Below are 26,726 nucleotides of genomic sequence, written 5' to 3' on the forward strand. Positions count from 1 at the left end.
GTCAGGAACAGAAATCCAGGGGCAGGCGGCGCGGCACATACTGGCCTTTGCCCAGTTGCTCGGCGTCGCGCAGGGTTCGCCAGGTGTAGTCCAGGGCACTGCGCACTGCGCTTTGCAGTTGCTCGCCGTGGGCCAGGCGGCCGGCCAGGGCACTGGCCAAGGTGCAGCCTGAACCATGGTAGCTGCCCGGCAGGCGCTGGCAGGTCCAGGTGTGTTGCTCGCCATTGCGGCTGTACAGGCGATTGTGGATTTCGTCCTCGTCGCCGTGGCCGCCGGTAATCAGCAGGTGCCGGCAGAAGCGCAGCAGTACGTCGGCGCATTCATCGGCCGTGCCCTCGGGCAGTTCGGCCAGGATGCGCGCTTCGGGCAGGTTCGGGGTGGCGATGGTCGCCAGTGGCAGCAGGCGCTCACGCACCGCGTAGCCCACTTCATCCTTGCCCAGCCGGCCGCCACCACCTGCGCGCAGCACCGGGTCGCAGACCAGCGGCAGGTGCGGGTGGGCGGCAAGCAGTTCGGCGACGGTATCGACCATGGCGATCGAACCGAGCATGCCGAGCTTGACCGCAGCCACCGTGGAGTCGGCCAGCACGGCATTGGCCTGGGCCAGCACCCACTCGCGGTCGAGCACACGGAAGTCGGAGACGTTGACGGTATCCTGCACGGTCAGGGCGGTTACCGCGGGCGCGGCATGGCATCCTTGGGCGAGCAGGGCTTCGATATCTGCCTGCAGCCCGGCGCCACCACTGGGGTCGTGGCCGGAGAGACAGAGGACAACGGGGCGGGAGCTGTAGGTATTCATGGTCGGCGAGCTTATCACCAAACCCTTTTGCGCGGCTCGGTCGCCGCGCAAGAGTTGCTGATCGAACCGTCAGGTAGCGTGCCCGGAGGGGCTGTAAATGGCTGGCTAGAGCCTTCAGTGGCAAATTGCGCGGCCTCTCGGCTGATGCCTGGAAGCTATGCTAGAGTGCGCGCACAAATCGATAACGGGTTCTGCCGGCTTACGTCGTCTCAAAAGGAAAGGAGGCCACCGCGACGCAACTGGACTGACCATGCTGGGGCTGTATGCGCTATCTGCTGATTTTGCTTTTGGGCTGCTTGCCCCTGTTCGCCGGGGCGGTCGATTTCGACGACGCCACCGGGCGCCTGCCGCTTGGGCGGCACATGCAGGTCTTCGAGGATACCGACGGCAGCGCAAGCATCGCCCAGGTCAGCTCGCCTGCGTTCGCCAGCCGCTTCCACACGCACCCCTACGAGGTGCTCAACGCCGGCTACTCCAACTCGGTGTTCTGGTTGCGCATCGACCTGCACTACCTCGCCACGGCCAACGCCACCGCGCGCCAATGGCTGCTGGAACTCGCCTACCCGCCGCTCGATCACCTCGAACTCTATCTGCCCGACCCGCAGGGCCAGTACCGCCTGACCCAGCGTACCGGCGACGCGCTGCCGTATGCCAGCCGGCAGATCCGCCAGAACAACTACCTGTTCGAGCTGCCCATGACGCCGGGCGAGGAAACCACGGTGTACCTGCGCCTGCACAGCGAGGGTTCAGTGCAGGCGCCGCTGACCTTGTGGTCGCCCGAGGCCTATATGGAAGACCAGCCCACGCGCCTGTATGTGCTGGGCATGATCTACGGTGTGCTGTTGGTGATGCTGGTGTACAACCTGTTTATCTTCCTGGCCGTACGCGACGTCAGCTACCTGTACTACATCCTTTATATCGGCTCGTTCGGCCTGTACCAGGTGTCGGTCAACGGCGCCGGCATTGCCTATTTCTGGCCGGACAACCCCTGGTGGGCGAATGCCTCGACGCCGCTGTTCATTGGCGCTGCCGGGTTGTTTGGCTGCCAGTTCGCCCGCCACTTCCTGCAGATGAACCGGCTCAGCCGTGCCTTCGACCGGCTGTTGCTGGGTTTGATGGCAGGCGGCGCGCTGGTGATGGTGCTGGCGGTGACCCTGCGCTACGGCGTGGCACTGCGCATGGCCACGGTGCTGGCGCTGCTGTTCACCGTCGGCATTTTCAGCGCCGGGCTTTACGCCTGGTGGCGTGGGCTGCGGGTGGCGCGCTGGTTCATCATTGCCTGGAGCGCGTTCCTGCTTGGCGGGCTGGTCAATACCCTGATGGTGCTGGGCTACCTGCCCAACGTGTTCATCACCATGTACGCCAGCCAGCTTGGCTCGGCGCTTGAAGTGGCGCTGCTGTCGCTGGCGCTGGCCGACCGCATCAACAGCCTGCGTGACGAACAGGCGCGGACCCTGCGCGAAACCGGCCGCACCCTTGAGCAGTTGAACCAGCAGCTGGCACACAGCAACCGCCTCAAGGACGAGTTCCTGGCCACGGTCACCCACGAATTGCGTACCCCGATGAACGGCGTGATTGGCTCGTTGGAACTGCTGCACACCTTGCCGATGAGCGCCGAGCAGGCCCAGTACCACCGCACCGCCACAGGCTCGGCGCAAGACATGATGACCATGGTCGACGACATTCTGCTGCTCACCGAGCTGCAGGCCGGGCGCCTGCGCAAGCATGGCGTGCCGTTCAGCCTGCGCCGCTTGTTGCAGGAGCTGCGCGCAGGCTACGCCGGCCAGGCCTTGGCCAAGGGCCTGTACCTGAGCCTGGACCTGCCGGCGGAGCTGCCCGACAACCTGATCGGCGACCCGCAAAAACTTGCCCGCTGCCTTGCCTGCCTGGTGGACAACGGCCTCAAGTTCACCCATCAGGGTGGCGTTACCGTGCAAGTGCGCGGGCGCCTCACCGGGCCACAGACGCTGGCCTTGTGCATCACCGTCAGCGACAGCGGCATCGGCTTCGAAGACCTCGACCAGGCGGTGCTGTACCAGCGTTTCTACCAGGTTGATGGGTCGATGACCCGGCGCTATGGCGGCCTGGGTATTGGCCTGTCGATCTGCCGGCAAATGGGCGACTTGATCGGCGCCACGCTGGCCCACGAATCGACGCCGGGCCTGGGCAGCCGCTTCGAGCTGAGCCTGAACCTGGCGCTGGCCAAGGCGCAGATGCCGGCGGATCGGCTGAGCAAGGGTGTGCAGGGCGGCTGAGCATTAGTCCGTTTTGTCACTTTGACGGGGCGGATTGCAGTGCTTCACTGGATGTCCAGGCATGACCTGAACCAGGAGGCCCGCCATGAACCTGCATCAGTTCGCTGAAACCCACGAAGTCAGCAACCAGCCGCCACCGCTGGACGGCGCCAACCTCTACCGCCTCGACCTGCCCCTGCAGGAATGGGTGCGGCGCTGTGGGGCCGGCTGGGCCGAGTCGCGCATCGATGCCTACGGTGCGCTGGCCGGTGGCCCGCTGATGGACGCAGGGTTTCTGGCCAATGCGCACAAGCCCGAATTCAGTAGCCACGACCGCTACGGGCAGCGCATCGACCTGGTGACGTTTCACCCGGCCTACCACCAGCTGATGCGTACTGCCGTCGAGCATGGCCTGCCATCGCTGCCCTGGGCCGAGCCGCGCGCGGGCGCCCATGTCGCCCGCGCGGCCATGACCTACCTGCACAGCCAGGCCGAAGCCGGCAGCGGCTGCCCGCTGACCATGACCTTCGCGGCGGTGCCGGCGTTGCGCCTGCAACCGGAGCTGGCCGGCTACTGGTTGCCCAAATTGCTCAGCCGCGAGTATGACCCACGCAACGTAGGGGCCCAGCACAAGGCCGGGGTCACCTTCGGCATGGCCATGACCGAGAAGCAGGGCGGCACCGATGTGCGCGCCAACACCACCCGCGCCTACCCGGTGGGCGCCCCCGGCCCGGCGCAGCCCTACGAGCTGGTGGGGCACAAGTGGTTCTGCTCGGCGCCGATGTGCGACGCCTTCCTGACCCTGGCCCAGACCGACAAGGGCCTGAGCTGCTTTTTGCTGCCGCGCCACCGCCCTGACGACCAGCGCAACCAGTTCTATATCCAGCGCCTGAAGAACAAGCTCGGCAACTGCTCCAACGCGTCCAGCGAAGTCGAGTTTCGCGGCGCGCTGGCGTGGATGGTCGGTGAAGAAGGCCGCGGCGTGCCGACCATCATTGAAATGGTCGGCATGACCCGCTTCGATTGCATGGTCGGCTCCAGCGCACTGATGCGCCAGGCCCTGACCCAGGCAGCGCACCACTGCGCGCATCGCAAGGTGGGCGGGCGCCTGCTGGCCGAGCAGCCGTTGATGCAGAACGTGCTCGCCGACCTGGCGCTCGAAAGCGAGGCCGCGCTGGCGCTGAGCCTGCGCATGGGCCAGGCGCTGGACCAGCCCGACGACCCGCAGCAGGTGCACTTTGCCCGGCTGGTCACCGCGGTGGGCAAGTACTGGGTGTGCAAGCGCGCCCCGGCGATGATCAACGAGGCCGCCGAATGCCTGGGCGGCGCGGGGTATGTCGAAGACAGCATCCTGCCGCGCCTGTACCGCGAGGCGCCGGTCAACTCGACCTGGGAAGGCTCGGGCAACGTGCAGTGCCTGGATGTACTGCGCGCCCTGTCCAAAGAGCCCGGCGTGTTGGATGCGCTGTTTGCCGAACTGGGCGATGGCCACGGCGACCCGCGTCTGGCAGCGTTCATCGGCAACCTCAAAGGGGCGTTTACCGACACCGCCGACCTGCCTTACCGCGCCCGCCAGTTGACCGAAGACATCGCCCTGGCGCTGCAGGCCAAACTGTTGCTCGAAGCCGGAAATGCCACGGTCAGTGATGCGTTCATCGCCAGCCGGCTGGCCGGTGGTGGCCGGGCGTACGGCGCGCTGCCACGCGGGGTGGATGCCGAGGCACTGGTGGCGCGTGTTACACCGCTGTAATTACCTGCTCACGCCTGTGTAGGAGCGGCCTTGTGTCGCGATGGGCTGCGCAGCAGCCCCAGGATCTGCGTATCGCGCAAAATTGCCGGGGCCGCCTCGCAGCCCATCGCGGCACAAGGCCGCTCCTACATGATCACGCTCTGGCGAGCACTTTACGGGGGTGTATTTACCTTGCAACGCAGGCAAGATGGCTGTCATGCATGTCTGAAGACAGGATACCTAGCGTGAGCCAAGCGTTTGAAGTCGTTACTACCCCTGAACAGGCCGTCGACCGTCTGGCGGCCCTGCATGAACAAGCCACCGGTGCCCTCAGCCAGGCGCTCAAGCGTTACCTCAAGGACCGCACCGAGCCCAGCGAGGACGAGCGCGCGCTATACCGCTACCCGGCGCTGCGCCTGACCTACTTCAGCCAAGGCGAAGTCGCCGCCACCACCCGCGCCTACGCCAAGGTGCAAGTGGCCGGCACCTACAGCGTCACCGTCACCCAGCCCGCTGCATTTCGCGGCTATCTGCTCGAGCAACTGCGCCCGCTGATGCATGACTACACCGTCACCGTCGAAGTCGGTGTCAGCGAGCAGAACATCCCGTACCCCTATGTGGTCGATCAGGGCGACGAGCTGGCCGGCAGCGGCATCACCGCCGCGCAGCTGGCGCGGGTATTCCCCAGCACCGACCTGTCGGCGGCCACTGACAACATTGCCGACGGCCTGTACGACTGGGAAAGCGCCGAAACCCTGCCGCTGGCGCTGTTCGACGCCGCCCGCACCGATTTCTCGCTGCGCCGCCTGGTGCATTACACCGGCAGCGACTGGCGGCACATGCAACCGTGGATTCTGCTGACCAACTATCACCGCTATGTCGACCAGTTCATCGCCCATGGCCTTGAGCAACTGCGCGATGACCCGCGCTTCGTGCGCATGGTGCTGCCCGGCAATGTGGTCATCGAAAAGGCCATGGACAACGGCGAGGCCCAGGCGCTGGTTGCCGGTGTGGTCTGGCACCGCTACCAGATGCCGGCCTACCACTTGATCGCCGCCGACGGTGACGGGGTCACTTTGGTCAACATCGGCGTCGGCCCTTCCAACGCAAAGAACATCACCGACCACCTGGCTGTGTTGCGTCCGCACTGCTGGCTGATGATTGGCCACTGCGGCGGCCTGCGCCAGTCGCAGACCATCGGCGACTATGTGCTGGCCCACGCCTACATGCGCCGCGACGGTATTCTCGACCGCGTGGTGCCGCCGAACATCCCCATCCCGGCGCTGGCCGAGGTGCAGATGGCCTTGCAGGAAGCGGCGGCGCAAGTTACCGGCGAGCGTGGCGAGCAGTTGAAGAAACGCCTGCGCACCGGCACCGTGCTGACTTACGACGACCGCAACTGGGAGCTGCGCTGGGCCCAGGAACGGCCGTTGATCAACCTGTCGCGTGCCGTTGCGGTAGACATGGAAAGCGGCACCATCGCCGCCCAGGGTTATCGCCTGCGCGTGCCGTACGGCACGTTGTTGTGTGTCTCCGACAAGCCGCTGCACAGCGAGATCAAGCTGCCGGGCTCGGCCAATGCGTTCTACAACCGCGCGGTCAGCCAGCACCTGAAAATCGGCATCGCGGCGCTGGACCTGCTGCGTACCGAGCTCAACTCGCTGCACTCGCGTAAACTGCGCAGCTTCGATGAGCCGCCGTTCCGCTGAGGACCCATGCCCCTGCCTCCCCGCAACACCCCGCGCCGCCCGGCGGCGCGTCCTGCCGGCCCACGGCGCCAGCCCAAGGCGCCGCCGGCCGAGCCACGCCTGATCCTGTTCAACAAGCCGTTCGACGTACTCACCCAGTTCAGCGACGGCGAGGGCCGCGCCACGCTCAAGGACTACGTCGATATCCCCGGTATCTACCCGGCCGGGCGGTTGGACCGCGACAGTGAAGGCCTGCTGCTGCTGACCAACGACGGGCGCCTGCAAGCGCGCATCGCCGACCCCAAGCACAAGCTGGCCAAGACCTACTGGGTGCAGGTGGAGGGCGAGCCGAGCGCCGAGCAGGTGCAGCGGTTGCGCGAGGGTGTCGAGTTGAACGACGGGCCAACCTTGCCGGCCGAGGCGCGCGTGCTCGATGAGCCGCAGCTATGGCCGCGCAACCCGCCGGTACGTTTTCGCAAGAGCGTGCCGACGGCGTGGCTGGAGCTGGTGATTCGCGAAGGGCGCAACCGCCAGGTGCGGCGCATGACCGCTGCGGTCGGGCTGCCGACCTTGCGCCTGGTGCGGGTGAAGATTGGCGACTGGACCCTCGACGGCCTGGACCAAGGCTGCTGGCGCGAAGTGCCGGCCACGCTCTGACTTGCCATAGCGGCTGGCCCCGGCCTCTGTAGGAGCGGCCTTGTGCCGCGAAAGGGCTGCGTAGCAGCCCCAATATCGCGACTTCATGCAGAATCGCCGGGGCCGCTACGCAGCCCTTTCGCGACACAAGGCCGCTCCTACAGAAAGCGCGATAGCGCAGGTATACGGCCCTGGCGGGCTAAACCCCTTCGATAAAGCCCACCACCACGCTCTTGATGATGAACGCCAGCACCCCCAGCCCGAGCACAAAGAACAGGATCATCGTGCCGAAGCGCCCGGCCTTGGACTTCTTCGCCAGGTCCCAGACGATGAAACCCATGAAACCGATCAGTACGGTGACCAGGATGATCATCATCCATTCTTCGAATACGGCGGGATCCATCTGTTCGCTCCGGGCAGGTTGAAAACCCGATCATACGCCGGGCGGCAGGTGATTCAACGCAGGTGGGTCAATGGCATCTCGGTACTGGCCAACACCTGGTTCAGCACAAAGCTCGAACGCACGCTGGTTACCCCTTCGATGCGCGTCAGGCTGCCGAGAAGCAATTTCTGGTAATGGTCCATGTCCGGCACCACCACTTTCAACTGATAGTCGGCGTCCATCCCGGTCACCAAGCTGCATTCGAGCACCTGTGGCAGGTTGCGGATGGCCGCCTCGAACGTCTCGAAACGCTCAGGGGTGTGCCGGTCCATGCCGATCAGCACATACGCGGTAAGGCTCAACCCCAGCTTCTTGCGGTCGAGCAGCGCCACCTGGCGCGAGATATAGCCGTCGTCTTCGAGCTGCTTGACCCGGCGCGAGCACGGCGAAGGCGACAGGCCGATGCGCTCGGCCAGTTCCTGGTTGGAGATGCGCGCGTCGCGCTGCAATTCGGCAAGAATGCTCAGGTCGTAGCGGTCGAGCTTGCTCATGAAAGGGGCCTTTTCTATACGGATTGCGGTGAATTATCGAACCTGAGTGAAAAATTGCGCAAGTGCTATTTATCAGAGCAATCTTCGCAATCCTGTGCTGGCGCCTGTGGCCTATCTTTAACACCAGAATCACTGCCCGGACATCAGTCCACGGCGACGCGCCCCAGGCGGGCGGTCGCGGCTAGCGAACCGATCGGTTTTGCAGCCCCCGGGCTACGCACTGTCCAGAAGACGGTACGAGGTGAGCCGGTGTCACAAGCGCCGAGCACGGACAACATTTCCCGAAGGGAGGCCGCAAGGCCTCCCTTTTTTCATGCCTGCGCCACGGCCTGGCGCGGTAGACTGGCGGCCTGCAGGTTTTCCATAGCGAGGCAAAACATGAGGTCGCGCATCTGGCAGTTGGCAGGTGTTGGTCTGCTGGGCCTGGGCATCAGCCTGGGCGCGTTGGCCCAAGGGCCGGGCGACGGTCCACAGGACCCCAATGCAAATGGCAATGGTGGGCGTGGCTCGCCGCTGAACTCGCGCGATGAGGTGCGCCAGACCCAACCGCCGCGCCAAGGCTATTACCAGGATATCCCCCGGCGCCCCGGCGAAAATCGCCAATGGCAGGCCGGCGGCCCCGGTCAGCGCCACGGCGGCGAATGGGCCGGGCGCCCGGACGGCCACGGTAATGGCTGGGGGCCGGGGCCGCAGTATCGGCCTGGCCACAGCATCGACCGTTTCCCTGAGCGTTCATGGAAGGTGCCGTACCGGGGCCAGGAGTATTACTACTCCGGCGGCTACTGGTATCGCCCCAATGGCGGCAGCTATATCGTGGTCAACCCGCCTTATGGGGTGCGGGTGAGCTACCTGCCGTCCTATGCGCGGGAAGTCTGGTCGGGCGGGGCGTTGTTCTTTCTGGTGGCCGACACCTGGTACCAGTACCAGTCGAGCAGCCAGGAGTATGTGGTGGTCAGCCCGCCGGTGCAGGCGCCAGCGCCGCTGCCAGTGCAGCAACAAGGCAACAGCTATGATGTGGTCGCCTACCCGATGTACGGCCAAGGCCCCGAGCAGCAGGAGCAGGACCGCTTCCAGTGCCACCGCTGGGCCGTCAGCCAGTCCGGCTTCGACCCGGCCACGGCCACCTACGCGCCACCGGCCAACGTCGCCGACAACTATCGGCGCGCCCTCGGTGCCTGCCTGGGCGGGCGCGGCTACAGCATCAACTGACGGCTACACGGGGTCGGCGTGCACCATCACATCGGCCCGCGGGTAGCGCTCGCGGATCGCCGCCGAGGCCTGCACGCACAGCTCGTGGGCCTGGTGCAGCGGCAGGTCGCCGGGCAACTCCAGATGCAACTGCACGAACCAGTGGCTGCCCGATACCCGGCTGCGCAAATCGTGCACGCCTTGCACCCCAGGTATCGCCAGCACCACTTCGAGCATGCGCTCGCCAATATCGGCGGGCAGCTCCTGGTCCATCAGGATCGCGGTACTTTCCCGGGCGATTTGCAGCGCGCTCCAGAGGATGTACACGGCGATGCCCAGGCCGAACAGCGCATCCAGTTGCGGCCAGCCAAAACGCGCCAGCACCAGTGCAAGCAGAATGCTGCCGTTGAGCAGCAGGTCGGAGCGGTAATGCAGCGAGTCGGCGCGCACGGCGGTGGAGCCGGTGAGGCGGATCACCTTGCGCTGGAACGCCAGCAAGGCCACGGTCAGCACCAGTGACAGCACCATCACGCCGATGCCGGCCGCCGTGTCGCCCAAGGGCTGCGGCGCCTGTAACCGCTGCACCGCCTGCACCCCGATCAACACCGCACTGACGCCAATGAACAGCGCCTGCGCCATGCCGGCCAGGGCCTCGGCCTTGCCGTGGCCAAAGCGGTGGTCGTCATCGGCCGGGCGCAATGCGTAATGCACCGCGAGCAAATTAAGGAAAGACGCGACCGCATCCAGCGCCGAATCGGTAAGCCCGGCCAGCAGGCTCACCGAACCACTCAGCCACCAGGCGATGGCCTTGGTCACCACCAGGATGCTCGCCACCGTTAGCGAGGCGCGGGTGGCCAGGCGCAGCAGGCGTTGGTGTTCGGCGCTGACGGTCATGCTGCTGGCCCGGCGAGAGGTTGGCTCAAGCGGCTGGCACCAGGCCGTAGGCCGCCAACTGCTCGACGCTGCCGCGATGCTGGATCAGCCGTGGGTCGTCCAGCGGCAGGCGCTGGCCCAGTTCGCTTTCGAGAATAGCCTGCAGCTTGGCGTTGTCGACCTTGCCATCGGCATTGATCGCCGGCTTGAGCTTGGCCGGGTCGATTTGCGCGCTCTTGCCGCCGGGGTAGTAGATGGCGCCGGTGGCGAAGTCGATACCGAAGGCGATCAGGCCGGGGATGACGTAGAACAGAATACCGATGGCGTCCATTGCCACAACGACGGGGTCGATCTTGCCTTCGATCTGACCGCGGCGGTCAGGGTAGAAGATGGTGCCGCAGGCCGTCATTTGGGTCAGCAGGGTGGCGATCAGGGCGCCGCCGATGACACGGGAAGGGATGCGCATGTGTTTCTCCGAAAATAGACACTACAAGGGGCGTGCATTCGCGCTCGCCTGAAGCTCAGACCATGATCGGGCCGGCTCGGTTCGCCGTTATACTCGGACGATTGTTCGAGGACCACCATGATTTCATTACCGATCGATGCTGTACTGCCCGACCTGCGCCAGGCGCTGGCCGCCCGTAACGAAGCGGTGCTCGAAGCGCCACCCGGCGCCGGCAAGACCACCCGCGTGCCCTTGGCACTGCTGGACGCGCCCTGGCTCGACGGGCAGACCATCGTCATGCTCGAACCGCGCCGCCTGGCTGCACGCGCTGCGGCCGAACGGCTGGCCAGTGAACTGGGTGAGAAAGTCGGCGAAACGGTGGGTTACCGCATTCGCCTGGACAGCAAGGTTGGGCCGAAGACCCGTATCGAAGTGGTCACCGAAGGCATCCTCACCCGCCGCCTGCAGGCCGACCCCGGGCTTGAGGGCGTTGGGCTGCTGATATTCGATGAGTTTCACGAGCGCAGCCTCGACGCCGATCTGGCCTTGGCCCTGAGCCTCAACGGCCGCGCGTTGCTGCGCGACGAGCCGCTGAAAATTCTGCTGATGTCGGCCACCTTGGAGGGCGAGCGGCTCTCGAAACTGCTCGACGATGCGCCGGTGGTAAGCAGCCAGGGCCGCATGCACCCGGTGGATATCCAGTGGGGCCGCCCGTACCAGCCCGGCGAGTTCATCGAACCGCGCGTGGTGGATTGCATACTGCAAGCGCTGGCCGAGCAGAGCGGCAGCGTGCTGGTGTTTCTGCCGGGCCAGGCCGAGATTCGCCGCGTGCACCAGGCGCTGCAAGAAAGCCTCGGCGAGCGCCCCGAGGTGTTGCTGTGCCCGCTGCATGGCGAGCTCGACCTCAACGCCCAGCGCGCCGCCATCGAACCCGCGCCCACGGGCCTGCGCAAGGTGGTGCTGGCGACCAACATCGCCGAGACCAGCCTGACCATCGACGGCGTGCGCGTGGTTATCGACGCAGGCCTGGCGCGGGTGCCGCGCTTCGACCCCGGCAGCGGCATGACCCGCCTCGACACCCAGCGCATCTCACGCGCCAGTGCCACCCAGCGCGCCGGCCGTGCCGGGCGCCTGGAGCCGGGGGTGTGCTACCGACTGTGGTCTGAAGCCCAGCACGACCAACTGGCCGCTCATGGCAGCGCAGAGATGCTCCAGGCCGACCTCGCCGGGCTGGCGCTGCAACTGGCGCGCTGGGGCGTGACGCCGGATCAACTGAGCTGGCTCGACCAGCCGCCGACGGCCGCCTACGGCCAGGCCCAGGACCTGCTGGCCAGGCTCGGCGCCTTCAAGCCCGGCAGCCGCGACAACCTCAGCGCGCACGGCCAGGCCATGGCCGAACTGCCCGCACACCCCCGCATCGCTCACTTGCTGCTGCGTGGCCAGGAGCTTGGCCTGGCGGACATGGCCTGCGACCTCGCCGCCTTGCTGGGCGAACGCGACATCCAGCGCGGCGGTGGGGCCGACCTGCACACTCGGCTGGCCCTGCTCAGCGGCGAAGGCAAAGTGGCGCGGGGCGGGCAGGGCGGGGTGCAGCGTGCCCGGCAGCTGGCGCGCCAGTACCGTGGGCAGCTGCGCGGCAAACCGCGTAACCCGGTTGCTGACCCCGACCACTCGCGCTGGCTCGGCGCCCTGCTGGCGCTGGCGTACCCCGACCGCGTGGCCCGGCAACGCCGCGAGGGCGGCGCAGAGTATCGCCTGGCCAATGGCCGCGCCGCGTTGTTCAGCGAAGCCGACGCATTGATGAAGCAGCCCTGGCTGGTAATCGCCGACCTGGGCAGCCGGCAGGGCCAGCGTGAAGAGCGTATCTACCTGGCGGCTGAGTTCGACCCGGCGCTGTTTGACGATGTACTGGCAGAGCAAGTCGAAACCCTCGACCTGCTCGACTGGGATGAGCGCGAGCAGGTGCTGCGCGCCGAGCGCCAGCGCAAGGTCGGCGAGCTGGTACTGAGCCGCGAGCCGCTGCCGGGGCTGGACGACGACGCCCGCGCCCGCGCGTTGCTGGGCCTGGTGCGGCGCAAAGGCCTGAACCTGCTGACCTGGACCCCAGAGCTGCGCCAGTGGCAGGCGCGGGTCGCGCTGCTGCGCGAGTTGGACCTGCAAAAAAACGGCGCCAGCGAGTGGCCGGACCTAGGCGACGAAGCGCTGCTCGCCAGCCTGGAAGACTGGTTGCAGCCGTACCTGGGCAAAGTCTCGCGGCTTAGCCACTTTGCGGCGCTCGATTTGCCATCGCTGTTGCGCAACCTGTTGCCCTGGCCGTTGCCGCAGCGCCTGGACGAACTGGCCCCGGTGCACCTGAGCGTGCCGTCGGGTTCGAACATTCGCCTGGACTACAGCGAGCAGCCGCCGATTCTGGCCGTGCGCCTGCAAGAGTTGTTCGGCCTGGCCGACACCCCGCGCATTGCTGGCGGGCGCCAGCAGGTGAAGCTGCACCTGTTGTCGCCGGCTCGCCGACCGGTGCAGGTGACCCAGGACCTGGCCAACTTCTGGCGCACCACCTATGCCGAGGTGAAGAAGGACCTGAAAGGGCGATATCCGAAGCATTACTGGCCGGATGACCCGCTGGTGGCGGAGGCCACAGCCCGGGCCAAGCCACGGGGGACTTAGATTTCAGGATGGGGTGGTTAGTGTAGGAGCGGCCTTGTGCCGCGATGGGGCGCGCAGCGGCCCCAAGGTTTTGGCCTCATACAGAATCGCTGGGGCTGCTGCGCACCCCATCGCGGCACAAGGCCGCTCCTACACGGGTAGCATCAGGTCACAACCGCAAAACCCCAAGCACCGGCAAATGATCGGAAATCTGCAAGGTATCCTCCTGCAACACCTGCGCCTGCTCGCGCAGCAAGCGCGGGCTGTGCAGCAGGTAATCCACTGTCCGGTCCGGCGCGCTGACGGCCGGGTCGTTGGGGAAGTGGGTCAGCCATGCGCTGCGCTCGGCGCCGCCGGCTTCGGCATTGCTGGGGATCATCGGGTATTTGTCCCACAGCAGATGCAAGTCGCTGTCAGCCGGGTAATTGCCACGCATGGCTGGCGGCAGGCGCCGGTACTGGCCCAGCGGCAACAGGTTGAAATCGCCGCCGATCAGCCAGGGCGTGCCTTGGGTTTCCAGGCGGTCGAGCACCTTGGCCACATGCTGTACCTGGCGCAGTTGCAGGTCGCTACCCGGCTGGAAAGCCGAAAGCTGGGTGTTGAGCACGGCCAGGCGGGTGCCGTCGCTGATCGGCAGATAGCTCACCAACAGCGCTGGCTGGCGCTCGCGCAGGCGGGCCAGGGCGCCGTCGGCGGCGTTGGGCAGTTGCAGGCGTTCGGCCTTGGCAATCGGGTAGCGGCTCAAGGTGGCGAGCGTGCGGCCTACGCTGCCGAAGATGTGCCGGTCTGGCACAAAGCCTGATTGCCAGTCATACGCCTGCACGCTGCAGGGGTACAGGTCGGCCAGGCGTTCGCGCAGCAGGGCCAGCTGGTCCTGGTAACCGGTGGCCTTGGCATCGCGGTCCAGTTCCTGCAGCAGGACGATATCGGGCTGTTCAGCGCGGATCACCCGGGCGACTTCGTCGAGGTTGAAGGCCAGGTCTTCGGCGCTTGGGCGGGTGTCGCTGCCACGGCCCTGGTCGTACCAGAACACATAGCGCTTGCCGGCCAGGTACTGCACGTTCCAGCTCATCACCTTCAGCGACTGGCCCGGCGTCAGCGGCGCGGGGCTGCCTTGGCAGGCGACGGGCAGGGTTTCACGCGGGGCGGGCTGCCAGCCAAGGTGGTCGGCCAGCAACCACAGGGCGGTGAGCAGCAGGAGCATAAACAGCAAGGCATTGCGCAGTAAGCGGATCATCGGCTCGGCTTGTCGGGGCAGGTGCCGCCAGCATAACCGAGCCGTTCGTCGGGCTGCCAGTCAGGCGCTGGTTTCGCTTTCAAGCAGCATGAACAGCCGGTACAGCACCACGGTGCTGAACAACTGCAGGAAGCCGCTGAGGCTGTCCAAGGCCAGTTGCACACCCGGTTGCGGGTCGGGGAACACTGTCAGCAGCAGGCCGTCGATCAGCCACAGCGGCGCCAGCACGGCGAGCATGCACACCATGATGCGCATGAAGTGCCCGGTGGTCATGCGCGAGCTGGTGCGCATGGCCTCCAGCACCGGCAGCCCGCGCAGCACCAGCAGGTACTCGGCAAACACCAGGTTGACCATCACCCACACGCCCGGAAGCAGGAACAGCGCCAGCCCCGCCATGATCAGCAGCGAGCTGACCAGAATCAGCACGGTCAGCGTCGGCCACAACTGCACGGCGCGGGCGAACAGGTCGCGCTTGGCGATGTGCTGGCCGTTGCTGCGGGTGTCGAGGTAAAGAATCAGTGCGGCGCTGTACAGCGGGTAGAACACCAGGCTCACCAGCATGCCGTAGCCCGGCGAGGCCTGGTCGCCCATCTGGCGGTACAGCACCTGTGTGCACAGCGCTTCGAGCACTACCAGCGGCAGGCACAGTTGCAGGATGCTCGCCAGGTGGCGCTGGAAGAAGTGCAGGGAGTCGCGCAGAACGCTAAGCGGATTCATCGGTAACATCGCAGTCAGGAAAAACCGGGCATAACTTTAGCCCAGACCGCCGCGATGCTGAAAAAAGTTTCATCGCCCTTTCAATTGATTCGCCCCGCCCCGCGCCCCATCTTTGACGCTGTCCGATGTCCTGTTCAGCGTACGAGGTTGTCCCGATGAACACTGATGAACAAACCCTGATCGACGGCCTGTTCAGCCGCCTCAAACAAGCCGAAGACTCCGCCCAGCCACGCGATGCCCAGGCCCAGGCGCGTATCGAAGAGCACCTGCGCCAGCAGCCGGCAGCGCCGTACTACATGGCCCAGGCGATTCTGGTGCAGGAAGCGGCGCTCAAGCGCCTGGACCAACAGAACAAGCAACTCGAAGCCGAGCTCAAGCAGGCCCGCGCCACCGCCCCGGCCGGCAACAGTGGCGGTGGGTTTCTGTCCGGGCTGTTCGGCGGTGGTACACGCACCCCTGAGCCGCAGCGCCCACCTGCCCCTGGCGGTGGCTGGCGCGACCCGGCACCGCAGCCCTACGCGCCAGCGCAACCTGCGCCCAGCGCCGGCAGCAGCTTCATGGGCGGCGCCATGAAGACCGCCGCCGGGGTGGCCGGGGGGGTGTTGCTGGCGCAGGGCATCAGCAGCCTGTTCGGCCACCATTCGCAGCCTGAGGAAGTGGTGGAGGTGTTCCACGATGCACCAGGCCAGCAGGGCGGCTGGAACGACCAAGGGGCCATGAGCGACACCGACTACAGCAGTGACGACGGCGGGTTTTTCTCCGACGACGACTACGTCTGAGGCCTCTGGCATACTGCCGGGCTTACCCAACGCACAGGGGCGCAAGCCCGCTCCCCGGTTGCGTCAGCAGACCCACAGGTGGCCAACTTGAAAAAAATCGCGCTGTTTGCCGACGTGCAGAACCTCTATTACACGGTTCGCCAGGGCCACGGCTGCCATTTCAACTACGCCGCACTGTGGGCCGACGTCAGCCGTGAAGGGCAAATCGTCGAAGCGCTGGCCTACGCCATCGACCGTGGCGACAGCAAGCAACAGCAGTTTCAGCAGATTTTGCGCAACCTGGGTTTCGAGGTGCGCCTCAAGCCCTATATCCAGCGCGCCGACGGCTCGGCCAAGGGCGACTGGGACGTGGGCATCACCTTGGATGTGATCGAGGCTGCCGCACGGGTAGATATTGTGGTGCTGGCCTCCGGTGACGGTGATTTCGACCTGCTGCTGGAGCGGGCGATGCAGCGCTATGGCATCGAAACCGTGGTGTATGGCGTACCGGGGCTCACCGCGCTGTCGGTGATTCGCGCCGCCACCCGCTATGTGCCGATCGAGGGCAAGCTGCTGCTGCGTCACTGAGTGGCAACTCGGTGTAAACTTGCCGGCTTCGCTGAACCCCCCGACGGTATTGCCATGAATTTCGCCCAACTCGGCCTGATCGAACCGCTGCTGCGTACCTTGCAGAAGCTCGACTACACCACCCCAACCCCGGTCCAGGCCAAGGCCATCCCCGCCGTGCTCGCCGGCCGCGACCTGATGGCTGCGGCCCAGACCGGCACTGGCAAGACCGCAGGCTTTGCCCTGCCGGTGTTGCAGCGCCTGGCCCTGGAGGGCGAGAAAGTAGCGCCCAACTCGGTGCGCGCGCTGGTGCTGGTGCCTACCCGTGAGCTGGCCGAGCAGGTGCACGCCAACGTGCGCGAATATGCCGAAGAGCTGCCGGTATCCACTTATGCGGTGTATGGCGGGGTCAGCATCAACCCTCAGATGATGCGCCTGCGCCGGGGTGTCGACATTCTGGTGGCAACGCCAGGCCGGCTGCTCGACCTGTTCCGCCAGAAAGCCGTCAAGTTTGGCCAGGTGCAGATGCTGGTGCTGGATGAAGCCGACCGCATGCTCGACCTGGGCTTTGCCGAAGAGCTGCAGGCGGTGTACGCAGCGCTGCCGCGCAAGCGCCAGACGCTGCTGTTTTCGGCGACCTTCTCCGAGCAGATCCGCATGTTGGCGGGGCTGGCGCTGAACGACCCGTTGAGCATCGAAGTCAGCCCGCGCAACACCACGGCCAGCACCGTCAAGCAGTGGCTGGTGACGGTGGATAAAAAGCGCAAGGCCGACCTGTTCTGCCATTTGCTGCGCAAGCAGCGCTGGACCCAGGTGCTGGTGTTCGCCAAGACCCGTAACGGTGTCGACCAACTGGTCGAGCGCCTGCTGGCCGAGGGCATCAACGCCGACGGCATTCACGGCGACCGCCCACAAGCTACGCGCCAGCGTGCGCTGGATACCTTCAAGTTGCGGGAAATCCAGGTGCTGGTGGCCACCGATGTGGCGGCCCGTGGCCTGGATATCGACGACTTGCCGCTGGTGGTCAACCTCGACCTGCCGATCGTTGCCGAAGACTACGTGCACCGCATTGGCCGTACAGGCCGTGCGGGCAACAAGGGCGAGGCGATTTCGTTGGTGTGTGCCGATGAGGTGCAGTTGCTGGCCTCGATCGAAACGTTGATCCGCCAGCAGTTGCCGCGCCATGAAGAGCCGGACTTCATCCCCGAGCACCGCGTGCCGCAGATCGATGCCAGCGGGCAGGTGGTGAAGAAGGCCAAGAAGCCGAAGAAGCCCAAAGAAAACAGCGCCAAGCGCGGTTTGGGGCGCTGGATGGACAACGCCGATTCAGCCCCGGCGGCGCCGGCGGTCAAGGCCGTGCGCAAGGTGCCGAGCTTTGGCGGCAAGCCGGCCAAGCGTAAGCCGTGAGTGGGCGTCTGCGGGCTTTAGGAATGTCGCTTTTGATCGTGTAGGAGCGGCCTTGTGTCGCGATGGGGCGCGCAGCGGCCCCAGCGATTTTGCGTATAGCCGCGATTTCAGGGCCGCTGCGCGCCCCATCGCGGCACAAGGCCGCTCCTACAGGGGGCCGCGTCAGCTGCGGTAGTGATGTCCGGTCAGCGCAGTACCCACTCGGCAGCGGCTTCACCAGCCTTGCGCCCGCTGGCAAAACACGCGGTCAGCAAATACCCCCCGGTCGGCGCCTCCCAGTCGAGCATCTCGCCGGCACAGAACACCCCCGGCAGCGCACGCACCATCAACCCGTCATCCAACCCTTCAAAGCGCACCCCGCCCGCACTGCTGATCGCCTCATCCAGCGGCCGCGTGCGCACCAGCTCGATCGGCAGCGCCTTGATGGCCGCCGCCAGGCGCGCTGGGTCGGCGAAGGTCGCCGCGTCGGTCAGCTCACGCAGCAGCGCAGCTTTTACCCCGTCGATACCCAGTTGCCCATGCAGATGCTTGGCCATCGACCGCGACCCTCGCGGTTTGGCCAACGCCTGGGCTATCTTGTCCACAGGCCGGTCAGGCAACAGGTCGAGCAGCAAGGTGCCATGCCCGTCCCGGTTGATCGCCTCGCGCACCGCCGCAGACCAGGCATACACCAGGCTGCCCTCGACACCCTGCGCGGTCAGAATGAACTCACCCTTGCGCGGCGCTGCGCCGGGCACGCTCAAGGCGATGTTCTTCAGCGGAGCGCCGGCAAACCTGGCGGTCAGCACCTCGCTCCAGCCGGCCACCTCGAAACCACAGTTGCTCGGCTGCAACGCCGAGATATCCACAGCCCGCTCAGCCAGCATCGGCACCCAGGCGCCATCGGACCCCAACCGCGCCCAACTGCCGCCGCCCAAGGCCAGTATCACGGCATCGGCGTGTACGCTCAGTTCGCCTTGTGGATAACTGATGCGCAGCGCCCCCTCTGCACCCCAGCCGAGCCAACGGTGGCGCGTGTGGATAACTACGCCGCTGTCGCGCAGGCGCTTGAGCCAGGCGCGCAGCAGTGGCGCGGCTTTCATGTCGCGGGGGAATACCCGGCCCGAGGTGCCGACGAAGGTTTCGATGCCCAGGCCGTGAATCCACTGGCGTAGCGTGTCGGCATCGAAGCCGCGCAGCAGCGCGTCGACCTCGCCCTGGCGCTGGCCATAACGGCTGACGAACGCCGGGTAGGGCTCGGAGTGGGTAATGTTCATGCCGCCGACCCCGGCCAGCAGGAACTTGCGGCCCACCGACGGCATGGCGTCGAACACTTGCACCGCTACACCCCGCAGGGCCAGGGCCTCGGCGGCCATCAGGCCAGCGGGGCCGGCGCCGATAACAGCGACGACAGGGCGTGGGGCAGGGCGGGTATCGGTCATGGCGGGCAGCAGGCTGTGGACAAGGCCGCGCATTCTACCCCAGCGGGCTGTGCACAACCACTGGTCAAAAAATGATCAGCTTTGCGCAGGCCACGCCGTTAAAGGCCTGGCGCGGCTTTCGCGCAGGTTATCCACAGGCGGTTCCACAGTCATTGTGAACAACCCATGACCCGCGCCGCACTGTGGTGAAGGATGCCGTGGCGCCGCGCCAGCGCTTTGCGGTCCTTGCTGTAGCCGCCGCCGATCACACCCATTACCGGGATATCGCGGCCAAGGCACTGGCGCAGCACCTGCTCATCGCGGGCGGCAAGGCCCTGGTCGGTCAGTTGCAGGTAGCCCAGGGCATCGTCCTTGTGCACATCGACGCCGGCGTCGTACAGCACAAGGTCGGGCTGGTACAGCGGCAGCAGGTAATTAAGGGTGTCCTCGACCACCTTGAGGTAGGCGCCGTCGTCCATGCCGCGTGGCAAGGGGATATCCCAGTCACTCTGGGCCTTGCGCGCCGGGAAGTTCTGCTCGCAATGCAGCGACACGGTGATCGCCTCGGGGGTGTCGTGGAGGATGCGCGCGGTGCCGTCGCCCTGGTGCACGTCGCAGTCGAAGATCAGCACCCGCTGTACCCGCCCGGCTTCGAGCAGGTAGCGGCTGATCACCGCCAGGTCATTGAAGATGCAGAACCCGGCCGGGTGGTCGTAGTGGGCGTGATGGGTGCCGCCCGCCAGGTGGCAGGCAACGCCGTGCTGCAAGGCCAGCTCTGCGGTGAGCAGCGAGCCACCAACCGCGCGCACCGTGCGCCGGGCCAGCGCTTCGCTCCACGGCAGGCCGAGGCGGCGCTGGTCTTCGCGGGACAGCTCGCCGTTCATGTAGCGCTCGATATAGCCGCGGTCGTGGGCCAGGGCGAGGATATCGTTGGGGCAGATTTGCGGGCGCAGCAACGCCGCGTCCGTGGTCAGCCCGCTGTCGACCAAGTGGTCGCGCAGCAAGCGGAACTTGTCCATCGGGAAACGGTGGTCGGCGGGGAACTCGGGGCTGTAGTCGTCGTGGTAGATCAGCGGCAGGGGCATGGCGGTATCAAAGTCAGGGCCTGCGCTGATCTTGCCAGTTTTCCTCAGCCGCTGCCGAGGGCAGATGGCCTCAGTTGGCGGTGCTGGCCAGTACCCGCTGCCACTGCGGCTCGTTCATGCGCCCAAGAATCCGCGCCTTGCCGTTGCCGTCCACCGACACGAACAGCGCGCTGGCATAGCCGCTTTCGCGTTCACCGCCGGGCACACCTTGCTGGCGCGCGAAGTGGTCGATGCAGCCGTTGTGGGTCACCAGCACCAGGTTGTGCCCGGCACGTTTGTGCGCCAGGGCTTCGCTGGGGAACTGCGCGTCGCAGGTTTCCAGCCACTGGGCGCTCTCGGCCTCCTGGCCAAGCAGGTAGTGCGCCGTTTGGCGGGTGCGCAGTTTGGGGCTGTCGAGCATGTCGGCCTCGGCCAGGCCCAGGCGCTGCAAGCCCTGGCCGACGCGTGCAGCCGCCTGGCTGCCGGCCACGGTGATACCGGTGCTGTCATCCAGACATGGCCCCGGCGCGCTGTCGCAACGTTCGGCGTGGCGGATCATCACCAGCACCGCGCCGTTTTTCCACGCTTGCAGCAGGCCGCTGTTGTTCAGTTGTTGCTCGTTTCCAAGGTCCACGATGTGAGTCCTCGTCGCTAGCCAGGCGGCCAACCCGGCCAGCACGATCACCATTGCCAAGGCCCAGGGCTGCGGGCGGCGGCGCACGGTGCGCGGCGGGTTGTCCAGTGTGAGTGAAAGCATCTTGTCGCTCCGATGGCAGTGCGGCGTCGACGTGTGGCCGCTGTATTTGCCGGCATTTTGCGAAGCTGGCTGTAGGAGGCCGGTGAACGGGGTGTGAAAAATCCATCGTGGCCTACAGCGAAGGGTGAAATTTCATTCATCCGCCTACGCTGTACACTGGCAGACCGCCTTTTCGGAGCCACCCGATGACCCCTATCCCCGTACTGGAAAGCGCTCGCCTGGTACTGCGCCAGTGGCATGACGACGACCTCACCGAGTTCGCCGCGCTGTGCGCCGACCCGCAGGTGATGCGCTACTTTCCAGCGCCCATGACGCGCCTGGAAACGGCGGCGCTGATCGGCCGTATTCGTGGCCATTTCAACGAATTCGGCTACGGCCTGTGGGCGCTGGAGCGCAAGGACACTGGCGCGTTCATCGGCATGACGGGCCTGCTCAATGTCGACTTCGATGCACCCTTTGGCCCTGCGGTGGAAATCGGCTGGCGCCTGGCGCGGCGCCATTGGGGGCTGGGCTTTGCCAGCGAGGCGGCGTGGACCTGCCTGCGCTGCGCCTTCGCTCAGTTGCAGTTGGAGGAGGTGGTGTCGTTCACCACCGAGGGCAACCTGCCTTCACAAAAGGTGATGCAGGCCATTGGCATGCAACAGGATGTAGAAGGCAGCTTTGAGCACCCACGCCTGCCGGCCGGCCACCCGCTGCGCCCGCATGTGCTGTACCGCATCGACCGCAGCCACTGGCAGCAGACCCTGCGCGCCTGAATGCGTGGCTATCGACGGGCCGAATGACAAACCCTGTATCATCTGCGCCTTGGAAACACGCTGATTTGCCTTGCCAGGAGAACCTTTAAATGAGCCACGTGCTGGACGACCTCGTCGACCTGTTGAGCCTCGAACCCATCGAAGAAAACCTGTTCCGCGGCCGCAGCCAGGACCTGGGCTTCCGCCAGTTGTACGGCGGCCAGGTGCTTGGCCAGTCGCTGTCAGCGGCCAGCCAGACCGTTGAAGACGCCCGCCATGTGCATTCGCTGCACGGCTACTTCCTGCGCCCCGGCGATGCCAGCATGCCGGTGGTGTATTCGGTCGACCGCGTGCGCGATGGCGGCAGCTTCAGCACCCGCCGCGTCACCGCCATCCAGAAAGGCCAGCCGATCTTCACCTGCAGCGCGTCGTTCCAGTACGACGAAGGCGGCTTCGAGCACCAGGCGCAGATGCCTGATGTGGTCGGCCCGGAAAACCTGCCCAGCGAAGTGGAGCTGGCGCGCGCCATGGCCGAGCATCTGCCCGAGCGCATCCGCGACAAGATGCTGTGCCGCAAGCCGATCGAGATCCGCCCGGTGACCGAGCGCGACCCGTTCAACCCAAAGCCGGGTGACCCGGTCAAGTACACCTGGTTCCGCGCCGACGGCAACCTTGCCGATACCCCGGCGTTGCACAAATACCTGCTGGCCTACGCCTCGGATTTCGGCCTGCTGACCACCGCACTGCTGCCGCATGGCAAATCGGTGTGGCAGAAGGACATGCAGATCGCCAGCCTCGACCACTCGCTGTGGTTCCACCAGAACCTGCGCGCAGACGAATGGCTGCTGTACGCCACCGACAGCCCGTGGGCCGGCAATGCACGTGGTTTCTGCCGCGGCAGTATCTTCAACCGCGCCGGGCAACTGGTGGCCTCGTCCAGCCAGGAAGGCCTGATTCGCCACCGCAAGGACTGGGCATGAACCTCGCCGCGATCCGCCATTGGGTGTTCGACATGGATGGCACGCTGACGGTCGCGGTGCATGATTTTGCGGCCATCCGCGAGGCGCTCGACATCCCCGCCGAGGACGACATCCTGACCCACCTGGCCGCGCTGCCGGCGGCGGAAGCGGCGGCCAAGCATGCCTGGCTGCTGGAGCACGAGCGTGACCTGGCGGTGGCTTCGAAGGCGGCGGACGGGGCGGTGGAGCTGGTGCGTGAACTGGCGGCACGCGGCTGCCGGCTGGCGATCCTGACCCGCAATGCGCGCGAGCTGGCGCATGTGACGCTTGAGGCGATTGGCCTGGCTGACTGCTTCCCGGTCGAGCACGTGCTTGGCCGTGACGAGGCGGCGCCCAAGCCTGACCCGGATGGCCTGTTGCAGATTGCCCAGGCCTGGGGCGTGGCACCTGCGCAGATGGTGATGGTGGGTGATTACCGCTTTGACCTGGACTGCGGGCGTGCTGCTGGCACGCGCACGGTGCTGGTGAACCTGCCAGACAACCCGTGGCCGGAGCTGGCCGACTGGCATGCAGCCGATTGCCGAGCGCTGCAGGCGCTGCTGGCCTGAGTGCCCGCGCCGCTGATCACCGTGTAGGAGCGGCCTTGTGTCGCGAAAGGGGCGCGTAGCGGCCCCAATATCTCGGCCTCATGCAAAATCGCTGGGGCCGCTACGCGCCCCTTTCGCGACACAAGGCCGCTCCTACCTGCGAATGCCTCCAGATGAAAGGTTGTAATGGTTTGTGCCCGGCGCATGACATTTGCGCACACGGCAGGGCAGGGCGGCTGACTAGAATGCCGCGGTTCAATTGCGACCGATTCTCTTCTGCGAGGATGCCCCATGCCCTTCATCGCCTGTTCCTGGCGGCGCCTGCTGGCTGCCGTTGTGCTGCTCACCGCCTGGCTTGGCCTGGCGCCGACGGCCAGTGCCGTGCAAGTGACCGATGTACTCGGCCGCAGCGTCGAGATGGACCACGCGCCCCAGCGCATCGTGCTCGGCGAAGGCCGGCTGTTCTTTGCCCTGGCCTTGCTTGACCGGGAAAACCCGTTCCAGCGCGTAGTGGGCTGGCAGAACGATATGCGCCTGCTCGACCCGCACACCTACCAGGTGTACGCCGAAAAATACCCACAAATCGCCAAGCTGCCGCTGATCGGCCAGGCCTCTGAACAGAGCGTCAGCGCCGAGCAGATTCTGGCGCTCAAGCCCGACCTCGCCATCTTCAGCATCGCCGGCGAAGGGCCCACCCAGCACAGCCCGGTGGCGGACCTTTTGGCCAAGGCCGGGGTGCCGGTGTTGTTCATCGACTTTCGCGTGCACCCCATCAAGAACACCCGCGTGAGCATGCAGGCCCTCGGCCAGTTGCTTGGCCGTGAAGTGCAGGCGCAGCAATACCTCGACCTGTACGACCGCCACCTCAAGCAGGTGACCGATCAAGTGGCCGGGCTTGCCGACAGCCAGCGGCCCAAGGTCTTCCTCGAACTGCTGGCCGGCGTCTGGCAGGCGCCGGGGCACACCACCGGCAAGAGCGGGCTGGGCAGCGTGATCGCAGCCGTGGGCGGGCACAACATCGGCGCCGACGTGGTGCCCGGCGCGCTGGGGGATGTCAGCGTCGAGTACGTGCTGCAGGCCGACCCCGACGTGTACATCGCCACCGGCAACCGCGCCCCCGGCGTGCTGCTGGGCGCTGGCGTGTCGGAGCAAACCGCCCGCCAGAGCCTGGCGAAGATCACCGCACGCCCGGAATTCGCGCCGCTGCGGCCGATCCAGGCCGGCCAGGCCCACGGCCTGTGGCATGACTTCTACAACTCGCCGTTCAACATCCTGGCCATCGAGGCCATGGCGCGCTGGGTGCACCCCGAGCGCTTCAGCAGCCTCGACCCGAAGGCGACCATGGATGAAATCAACCAACTGCTGAACGTCGGCCTGGACGGCCAGTACTGGATCGACGCGCAGTGACCGCCGTGGCGCAAGAGGGCGCGGCTATTGCTGCCTGGCGTTACCGGCGCTTGCTGTGGCGGCGTACCGCGCTGGTCACGGCGCTGGCCGTGCTGCTGTTGTTTTCGGTGCTGTGCGACCTGGCCAGCGGTGCTTCGGGCATGGGCCTTGGGCAACTGCTGATGGGGGTAGTAGACCCGGCCAGCCTGAGCGCCATCGAGCGGGTGATCATCTGGAACGTGCGCCTGCCGTATGCGCTGATGGCGGTGCTGGTGGGCGGCGCGTTGGCCCTGGCGGGCGCCGAGATGCAGGCGATCCTCGATAACCCGCTGGCCAGCCCATTCACCCTGGGCGTGTCGTCGGCGGCAGCGCTGGGCGCGTCGCTGGCCATCGCCTACCCGCTGAGCATCGCCTGGCTGTCGCCGGGCGTGCAGGTGACGCTGCTGGCGTTCGTCTTCGCCTGCCTGTCAGTGGTGCTGCTGCAATGCATGGCGCGCCTGCGCGGCGCAGGCGTCGAGAGCCTGGTGCTGTTTGGCATCGCCCTGGTGTTCAGCTGCAACGCCGTGGTGTCGCTGCTGCAATTGCTGGCCACTGAAGATGTGTTGCAGCAACTGGTGTTCTGGACGCTCGGCAGCCTGGCCCGTGCCGACTGGAACAAGCTGGCCCTGCTGGCGCTGATCGTGGCGTCGGTACTGCCGTTTTCGCTGCGTGCCGCGCCGGCACTGACCCTGCTGCGCATGGGCGAAGAGCGTGCGCGCAGCTTTGGCGTGGACACCCGGCGCCTGCGCTATGCCTCGCTGCTGCGCATCAGTTTGCTGTCGGCAACGGCGGTGGCGTTTGTCGGCACCATCGGGTTTGTCGGCCTGGTCGGGCCGCATATCGCCCGCTTGCTGGTGGGTGAAGACCAGCGCTTTCTGCTGCCGGCCAGTGCCTTGGTCGGGGCGTTGTTGCTGTCGCTTTCGTCGATTGCCAGCAAGCTGATTCTGCCGGGGGTGATCGTGCCGGTGGGCATCGTCACCGCATTGGTGGGCGTGCCGGTGTTCGTGCTGTTGGTGTTCCGCCGTGGGAGAAACCTGTGAGTTTGTTGATCGAGCAGTTGTCGGTGGCCTATGGCGCGCGGCAGGTGCTGCAGCAGTTGAGCCTGCCGGCGCTGCCGGCAGGTAGCCTGGTGGCGCTGGTAGGGCCCAATGGTGCGGGCAAATCGACGCTGTTGCGGGCGCTGGCGGGGCTTGAGCGGATGAAGGGTTCGCTGAGCCTGGATGGCGAAGATGTCACCCGCATGGGCCAGGCCGAGCGCGCGCGGCGGCTGGCGTACATGCCGCAGCAGTTACCGCCGGGCATCGCCCTTGGGGTGCTGGAGAGCATCATTGCCGGGTTGCGCGTGGCCGGTACCGAAAACCCGCTGGGCGTGGCGTTCGAGGCATTGCGCAGGCTGGGTATCGAGCACCTGGCCGAGCAGCCGCTGGGTAGCTTGTCGGGTGGCCAGCGGCAACTGGTGGCGCTGGCGCAGTTGCTGGCGCGCAACCCGCGGGTATTGCTGCTGGATGAGCCCACCAGTGCGCTGGACCTGCATTACCAGTTGCGGGTCATGGATGCGGTGCGTGAGCGGGTGCAGGCTCATCGGCTGCTGGCGGTGGCGGTGTTGCATGACATCAACCTTGCGGCCAGCCATGCCGATTGGCTGGTGGTGCTGAACAAGGGGCGGGTGGTTGCCAGCGGTGCACCGGAGCAGGTGCTGGCGCCGGCTTTGCTGGCCGAGGTGTATGGCGTTGCGGCGCGGGTGGAACGCTGCTCGCAGGGGCGCTTGCAGGTGTTGGTGGACCGGGCGTTGGTGTGAGCTTGCGTCTGTGGAAAAATCAGGCTTTCAGGGCACGCCTGTGCCGGCCTCATCGCAGGCTGTCGCCAGCTCCCACGCAGGCCGTGCTCAACCGCAACATTGCTGGTTGGACCCAATCCTGTGGGAAATGATAGAGAGTCGTGGCGAG

At 66.2% G+C, this 26,726-nt stretch carries 25 protein-coding genes; 15 read left to right on the forward strand and 10 right to left on the reverse strand.

Going from position 1 to position 26,726, the window contains the following annotated elements; all coding sequences use genetic code 11:
* Position 1 precedes the first annotated feature (1 nt).
* On the reverse strand, positions 2-799 hold the full coding sequence (locus HU720_RS08730) for a hydroxymethylpyrimidine/phosphomethylpyrimidine kinase (RefSeq protein ID WP_186519178.1): 798 nt from the start codon (positions 797-799) through the stop codon (positions 2-4).
* 263 nt (positions 800-1,062) lie between these two features.
* Here HU720_RS08730 and HU720_RS08735 point away from each other — a divergent pair, with 263 nt between their 5' ends.
* The 4 genes from HU720_RS08735 (at position 1,063) to HU720_RS08750 (ending at position 7,107) form a co-directional block, all read left to right on the forward strand.
* Positions 1,063-3,054 carry a hybrid sensor histidine kinase/response regulator gene (locus tag HU720_RS08735; RefSeq protein WP_186519180.1) on the forward strand — a complete coding sequence of 664 codons (1,992 nt, stop codon included), beginning with the start codon at positions 1,063-1,065 and terminating at the stop codon, positions 3,052-3,054.
* A gap of 85 nt (positions 3,055-3,139) precedes the next feature.
* Positions 3,140-4,783 (forward strand): acyl-CoA dehydrogenase family protein, encoded by a 1,644-nt coding sequence (locus tag HU720_RS08740; RefSeq protein ID WP_186519182.1) that lies wholly within the window; start codon positions 3,140-3,142, stop codon positions 4,781-4,783.
* 200 nt (positions 4,784-4,983) lie between these two features.
* Complete coding sequence (gene amn / locus HU720_RS08745; protein WP_186519184.1) at positions 4,984-6,471, forward strand: AMP nucleosidase; 1,488 nt, start codon at positions 4,984-4,986, stop codon at positions 6,469-6,471.
* Between the two features lie 6 nt (positions 6,472-6,477).
* The gene (locus HU720_RS08750; protein WP_225917239.1) at positions 6,478-7,107 is read left to right on the forward strand and encodes a pseudouridine synthase; all 630 of its coding nucleotides are present in this window, start codon (positions 6,478-6,480) and stop codon (positions 7,105-7,107) included.
* A gap of 178 nt (positions 7,108-7,285) precedes the next feature.
* On the opposite strand, the gene HU720_RS08755 is transcribed toward HU720_RS08750, so the two are convergent.
* On the reverse strand, positions 7,286-7,489 hold the full coding sequence (locus HU720_RS08755) for a DUF2788 domain-containing protein (RefSeq protein ID WP_186519186.1): 204 nt from the start codon (positions 7,487-7,489) through the stop codon (positions 7,286-7,288).
* Positions 7,490-7,542: 53 nt separating this feature from the next.
* A complete protein-coding gene (locus HU720_RS08760) occupies positions 7,543-8,019 on the reverse strand; it encodes an Lrp/AsnC family transcriptional regulator (protein ID WP_016712159.1) in 477 nt (158 codons plus the stop codon).
* A 378-nt stretch (positions 8,020-8,397) separates the two neighbouring features.
* Between HU720_RS08760 and HU720_RS08765 the strand changes: the two genes are divergently transcribed.
* A complete protein-coding gene (locus HU720_RS08765; RefSeq protein WP_186519188.1) occupies positions 8,398-9,228 on the forward strand; it encodes a DUF6515 family protein in 831 nt (276 codons plus the stop codon).
* Between the two features lie 3 nt (positions 9,229-9,231).
* Here the strand turns inward: HU720_RS08765 and HU720_RS08770 are convergent, their stop codons facing one another.
* Positions 9,232-10,101 carry a cation diffusion facilitator family transporter gene (locus tag HU720_RS08770; protein WP_186519190.1) on the reverse strand — a complete coding sequence of 290 codons (870 nt, stop codon included), beginning with the start codon at positions 10,099-10,101 and terminating at the stop codon, positions 9,232-9,234.
* A gap of 25 nt (positions 10,102-10,126) precedes the next feature.
* Complete coding sequence (locus HU720_RS08775) at positions 10,127-10,546, reverse strand: polyribonucleotide nucleotidyltransferase (RefSeq protein WP_186519192.1); 420 nt, start codon at positions 10,544-10,546, stop codon at positions 10,127-10,129.
* Positions 10,547-10,663: 117 nt separating this feature from the next.
* Between HU720_RS08775 and hrpB the strand changes: the two genes are divergently transcribed.
* Positions 10,664-13,189, forward strand: a complete 2,526-nt coding sequence (gene hrpB, locus HU720_RS08780; protein WP_186519194.1) for an ATP-dependent helicase HrpB — start codon at positions 10,664-10,666, stop codon at positions 13,187-13,189.
* 148 nt (positions 13,190-13,337) lie between these two features.
* On the opposite strand, the gene HU720_RS08785 is transcribed toward hrpB, so the two are convergent.
* The gene (locus HU720_RS08785; RefSeq protein ID WP_186519196.1) at positions 13,338-14,405 is read right to left on the reverse strand and encodes an endonuclease/exonuclease/phosphatase family protein; all 1,068 of its coding nucleotides are present in this window, start codon (positions 14,403-14,405) and stop codon (positions 13,338-13,340) included.
* A gap of 60 nt (positions 14,406-14,465) precedes the next feature.
* On the reverse strand, positions 14,466-15,122 hold the full coding sequence (locus tag HU720_RS08790) for a YciC family protein (RefSeq protein WP_186519199.1): 657 nt from the start codon (positions 15,120-15,122) through the stop codon (positions 14,466-14,468).
* A 155-nt stretch (positions 15,123-15,277) separates the two neighbouring features.
* On the opposite strand from HU720_RS08790, the gene HU720_RS08795 reads away from it, so the two are divergent.
* The 3 genes from HU720_RS08795 to HU720_RS08805 all read left to right on the forward strand — a co-directional run bounded on the left by HU720_RS08795 (position 15,278) and on the right by HU720_RS08805 (position 17,854).
* Positions 15,278-15,901, forward strand: coding sequence for a DUF2076 domain-containing protein (locus HU720_RS08795; protein ID WP_186519201.1), 624 nt, complete (start codon positions 15,278-15,280; stop codon positions 15,899-15,901).
* Between the two features lie 87 nt (positions 15,902-15,988).
* The gene (locus HU720_RS08800; protein WP_186519203.1) at positions 15,989-16,468 is read left to right on the forward strand and encodes an NYN domain-containing protein; all 480 of its coding nucleotides are present in this window, start codon (positions 15,989-15,991) and stop codon (positions 16,466-16,468) included.
* Positions 16,469-16,522: 54 nt separating this feature from the next.
* Entirely contained in the window at positions 16,523-17,854 is a 1,332-nt protein-coding gene (locus tag HU720_RS08805) for a DEAD/DEAH box helicase (RefSeq protein WP_186519205.1), read from the forward strand.
* A 185-nt stretch (positions 17,855-18,039) separates the two neighbouring features.
* On the opposite strand, the gene HU720_RS08810 is transcribed toward HU720_RS08805, so the two are convergent.
* The 3 genes from HU720_RS08810 to HU720_RS08820 all read right to left on the reverse strand — a co-directional run bounded on the left by HU720_RS08810 (position 18,040) and on the right by HU720_RS08820 (position 21,075).
* Positions 18,040-19,275: a TIGR03862 family flavoprotein gene (locus HU720_RS08810; protein WP_186519228.1), complete on the reverse strand. Its 1,236-nt coding sequence runs from the start codon at positions 19,273-19,275 to the stop codon at positions 18,040-18,042.
* A gap of 149 nt (positions 19,276-19,424) precedes the next feature.
* A complete protein-coding gene (locus tag HU720_RS08815) occupies positions 19,425-20,339 on the reverse strand; it encodes a histone deacetylase (RefSeq protein WP_186519207.1) in 915 nt (304 codons plus the stop codon).
* 70 nt (positions 20,340-20,409) lie between these two features.
* Positions 20,410-21,075, reverse strand: coding sequence for a histidine phosphatase family protein (locus tag HU720_RS08820; protein ID WP_189660053.1), 666 nt, complete (start codon positions 21,073-21,075; stop codon positions 20,410-20,412).
* A gap of 185 nt (positions 21,076-21,260) precedes the next feature.
* Here HU720_RS08820 and HU720_RS08825 point away from each other — a divergent pair, with 185 nt between their 5' ends.
* From HU720_RS08825 to HU720_RS08850, 6 genes are all read left to right on the forward strand, one after another.
* A complete protein-coding gene (locus HU720_RS08825; protein WP_186519209.1) occupies positions 21,261-21,830 on the forward strand; it encodes a GNAT family N-acetyltransferase in 570 nt (189 codons plus the stop codon).
* Between the two features lie 89 nt (positions 21,831-21,919).
* Positions 21,920-22,789: an acyl-CoA thioesterase II gene (gene tesB / locus HU720_RS08830; protein WP_186519211.1), complete on the forward strand. Its 870-nt coding sequence runs from the start codon at positions 21,920-21,922 to the stop codon at positions 22,787-22,789.
* A complete protein-coding gene (locus HU720_RS08835) occupies positions 22,786-23,376 on the forward strand; it encodes an HAD family hydrolase (RefSeq protein ID WP_186519213.1) in 591 nt (196 codons plus the stop codon). Before tesB ends, HU720_RS08835 begins: the two co-directional genes overlap by 4 nt.
* 270 nt (positions 23,377-23,646) lie before the next feature.
* Positions 23,647-24,762 carry an ABC transporter substrate-binding protein gene (locus HU720_RS08840; protein WP_186519215.1) on the forward strand — a complete coding sequence of 372 codons (1,116 nt, stop codon included), beginning with the start codon at positions 23,647-23,649 and terminating at the stop codon, positions 24,760-24,762.
* Entirely contained in the window at positions 24,759-25,820 is a 1,062-nt protein-coding gene (locus tag HU720_RS08845; RefSeq protein ID WP_186519218.1) for an iron chelate uptake ABC transporter family permease subunit, read from the forward strand. Before HU720_RS08840 ends, HU720_RS08845 begins: the two co-directional genes overlap by 4 nt.
* Complete coding sequence (locus tag HU720_RS08850; protein ID WP_186519220.1) at positions 25,817-26,578, forward strand: ATP-binding cassette domain-containing protein; 762 nt, start codon at positions 25,817-25,819, stop codon at positions 26,576-26,578. Before HU720_RS08845 ends, HU720_RS08850 begins: the two co-directional genes overlap by 4 nt.
* The last annotated feature ends 148 nt before the right edge of the window (positions 26,579-26,726 follow it).

Origin of the sequence: Pseudomonas sp. SWRI51, from assembly GCF_014268825.1 — a bacterium.
Taxonomy (GTDB): domain Bacteria; phylum Pseudomonadota; class Gammaproteobacteria; order Pseudomonadales; family Pseudomonadaceae; genus Aquipseudomonas; species Aquipseudomonas farsensis.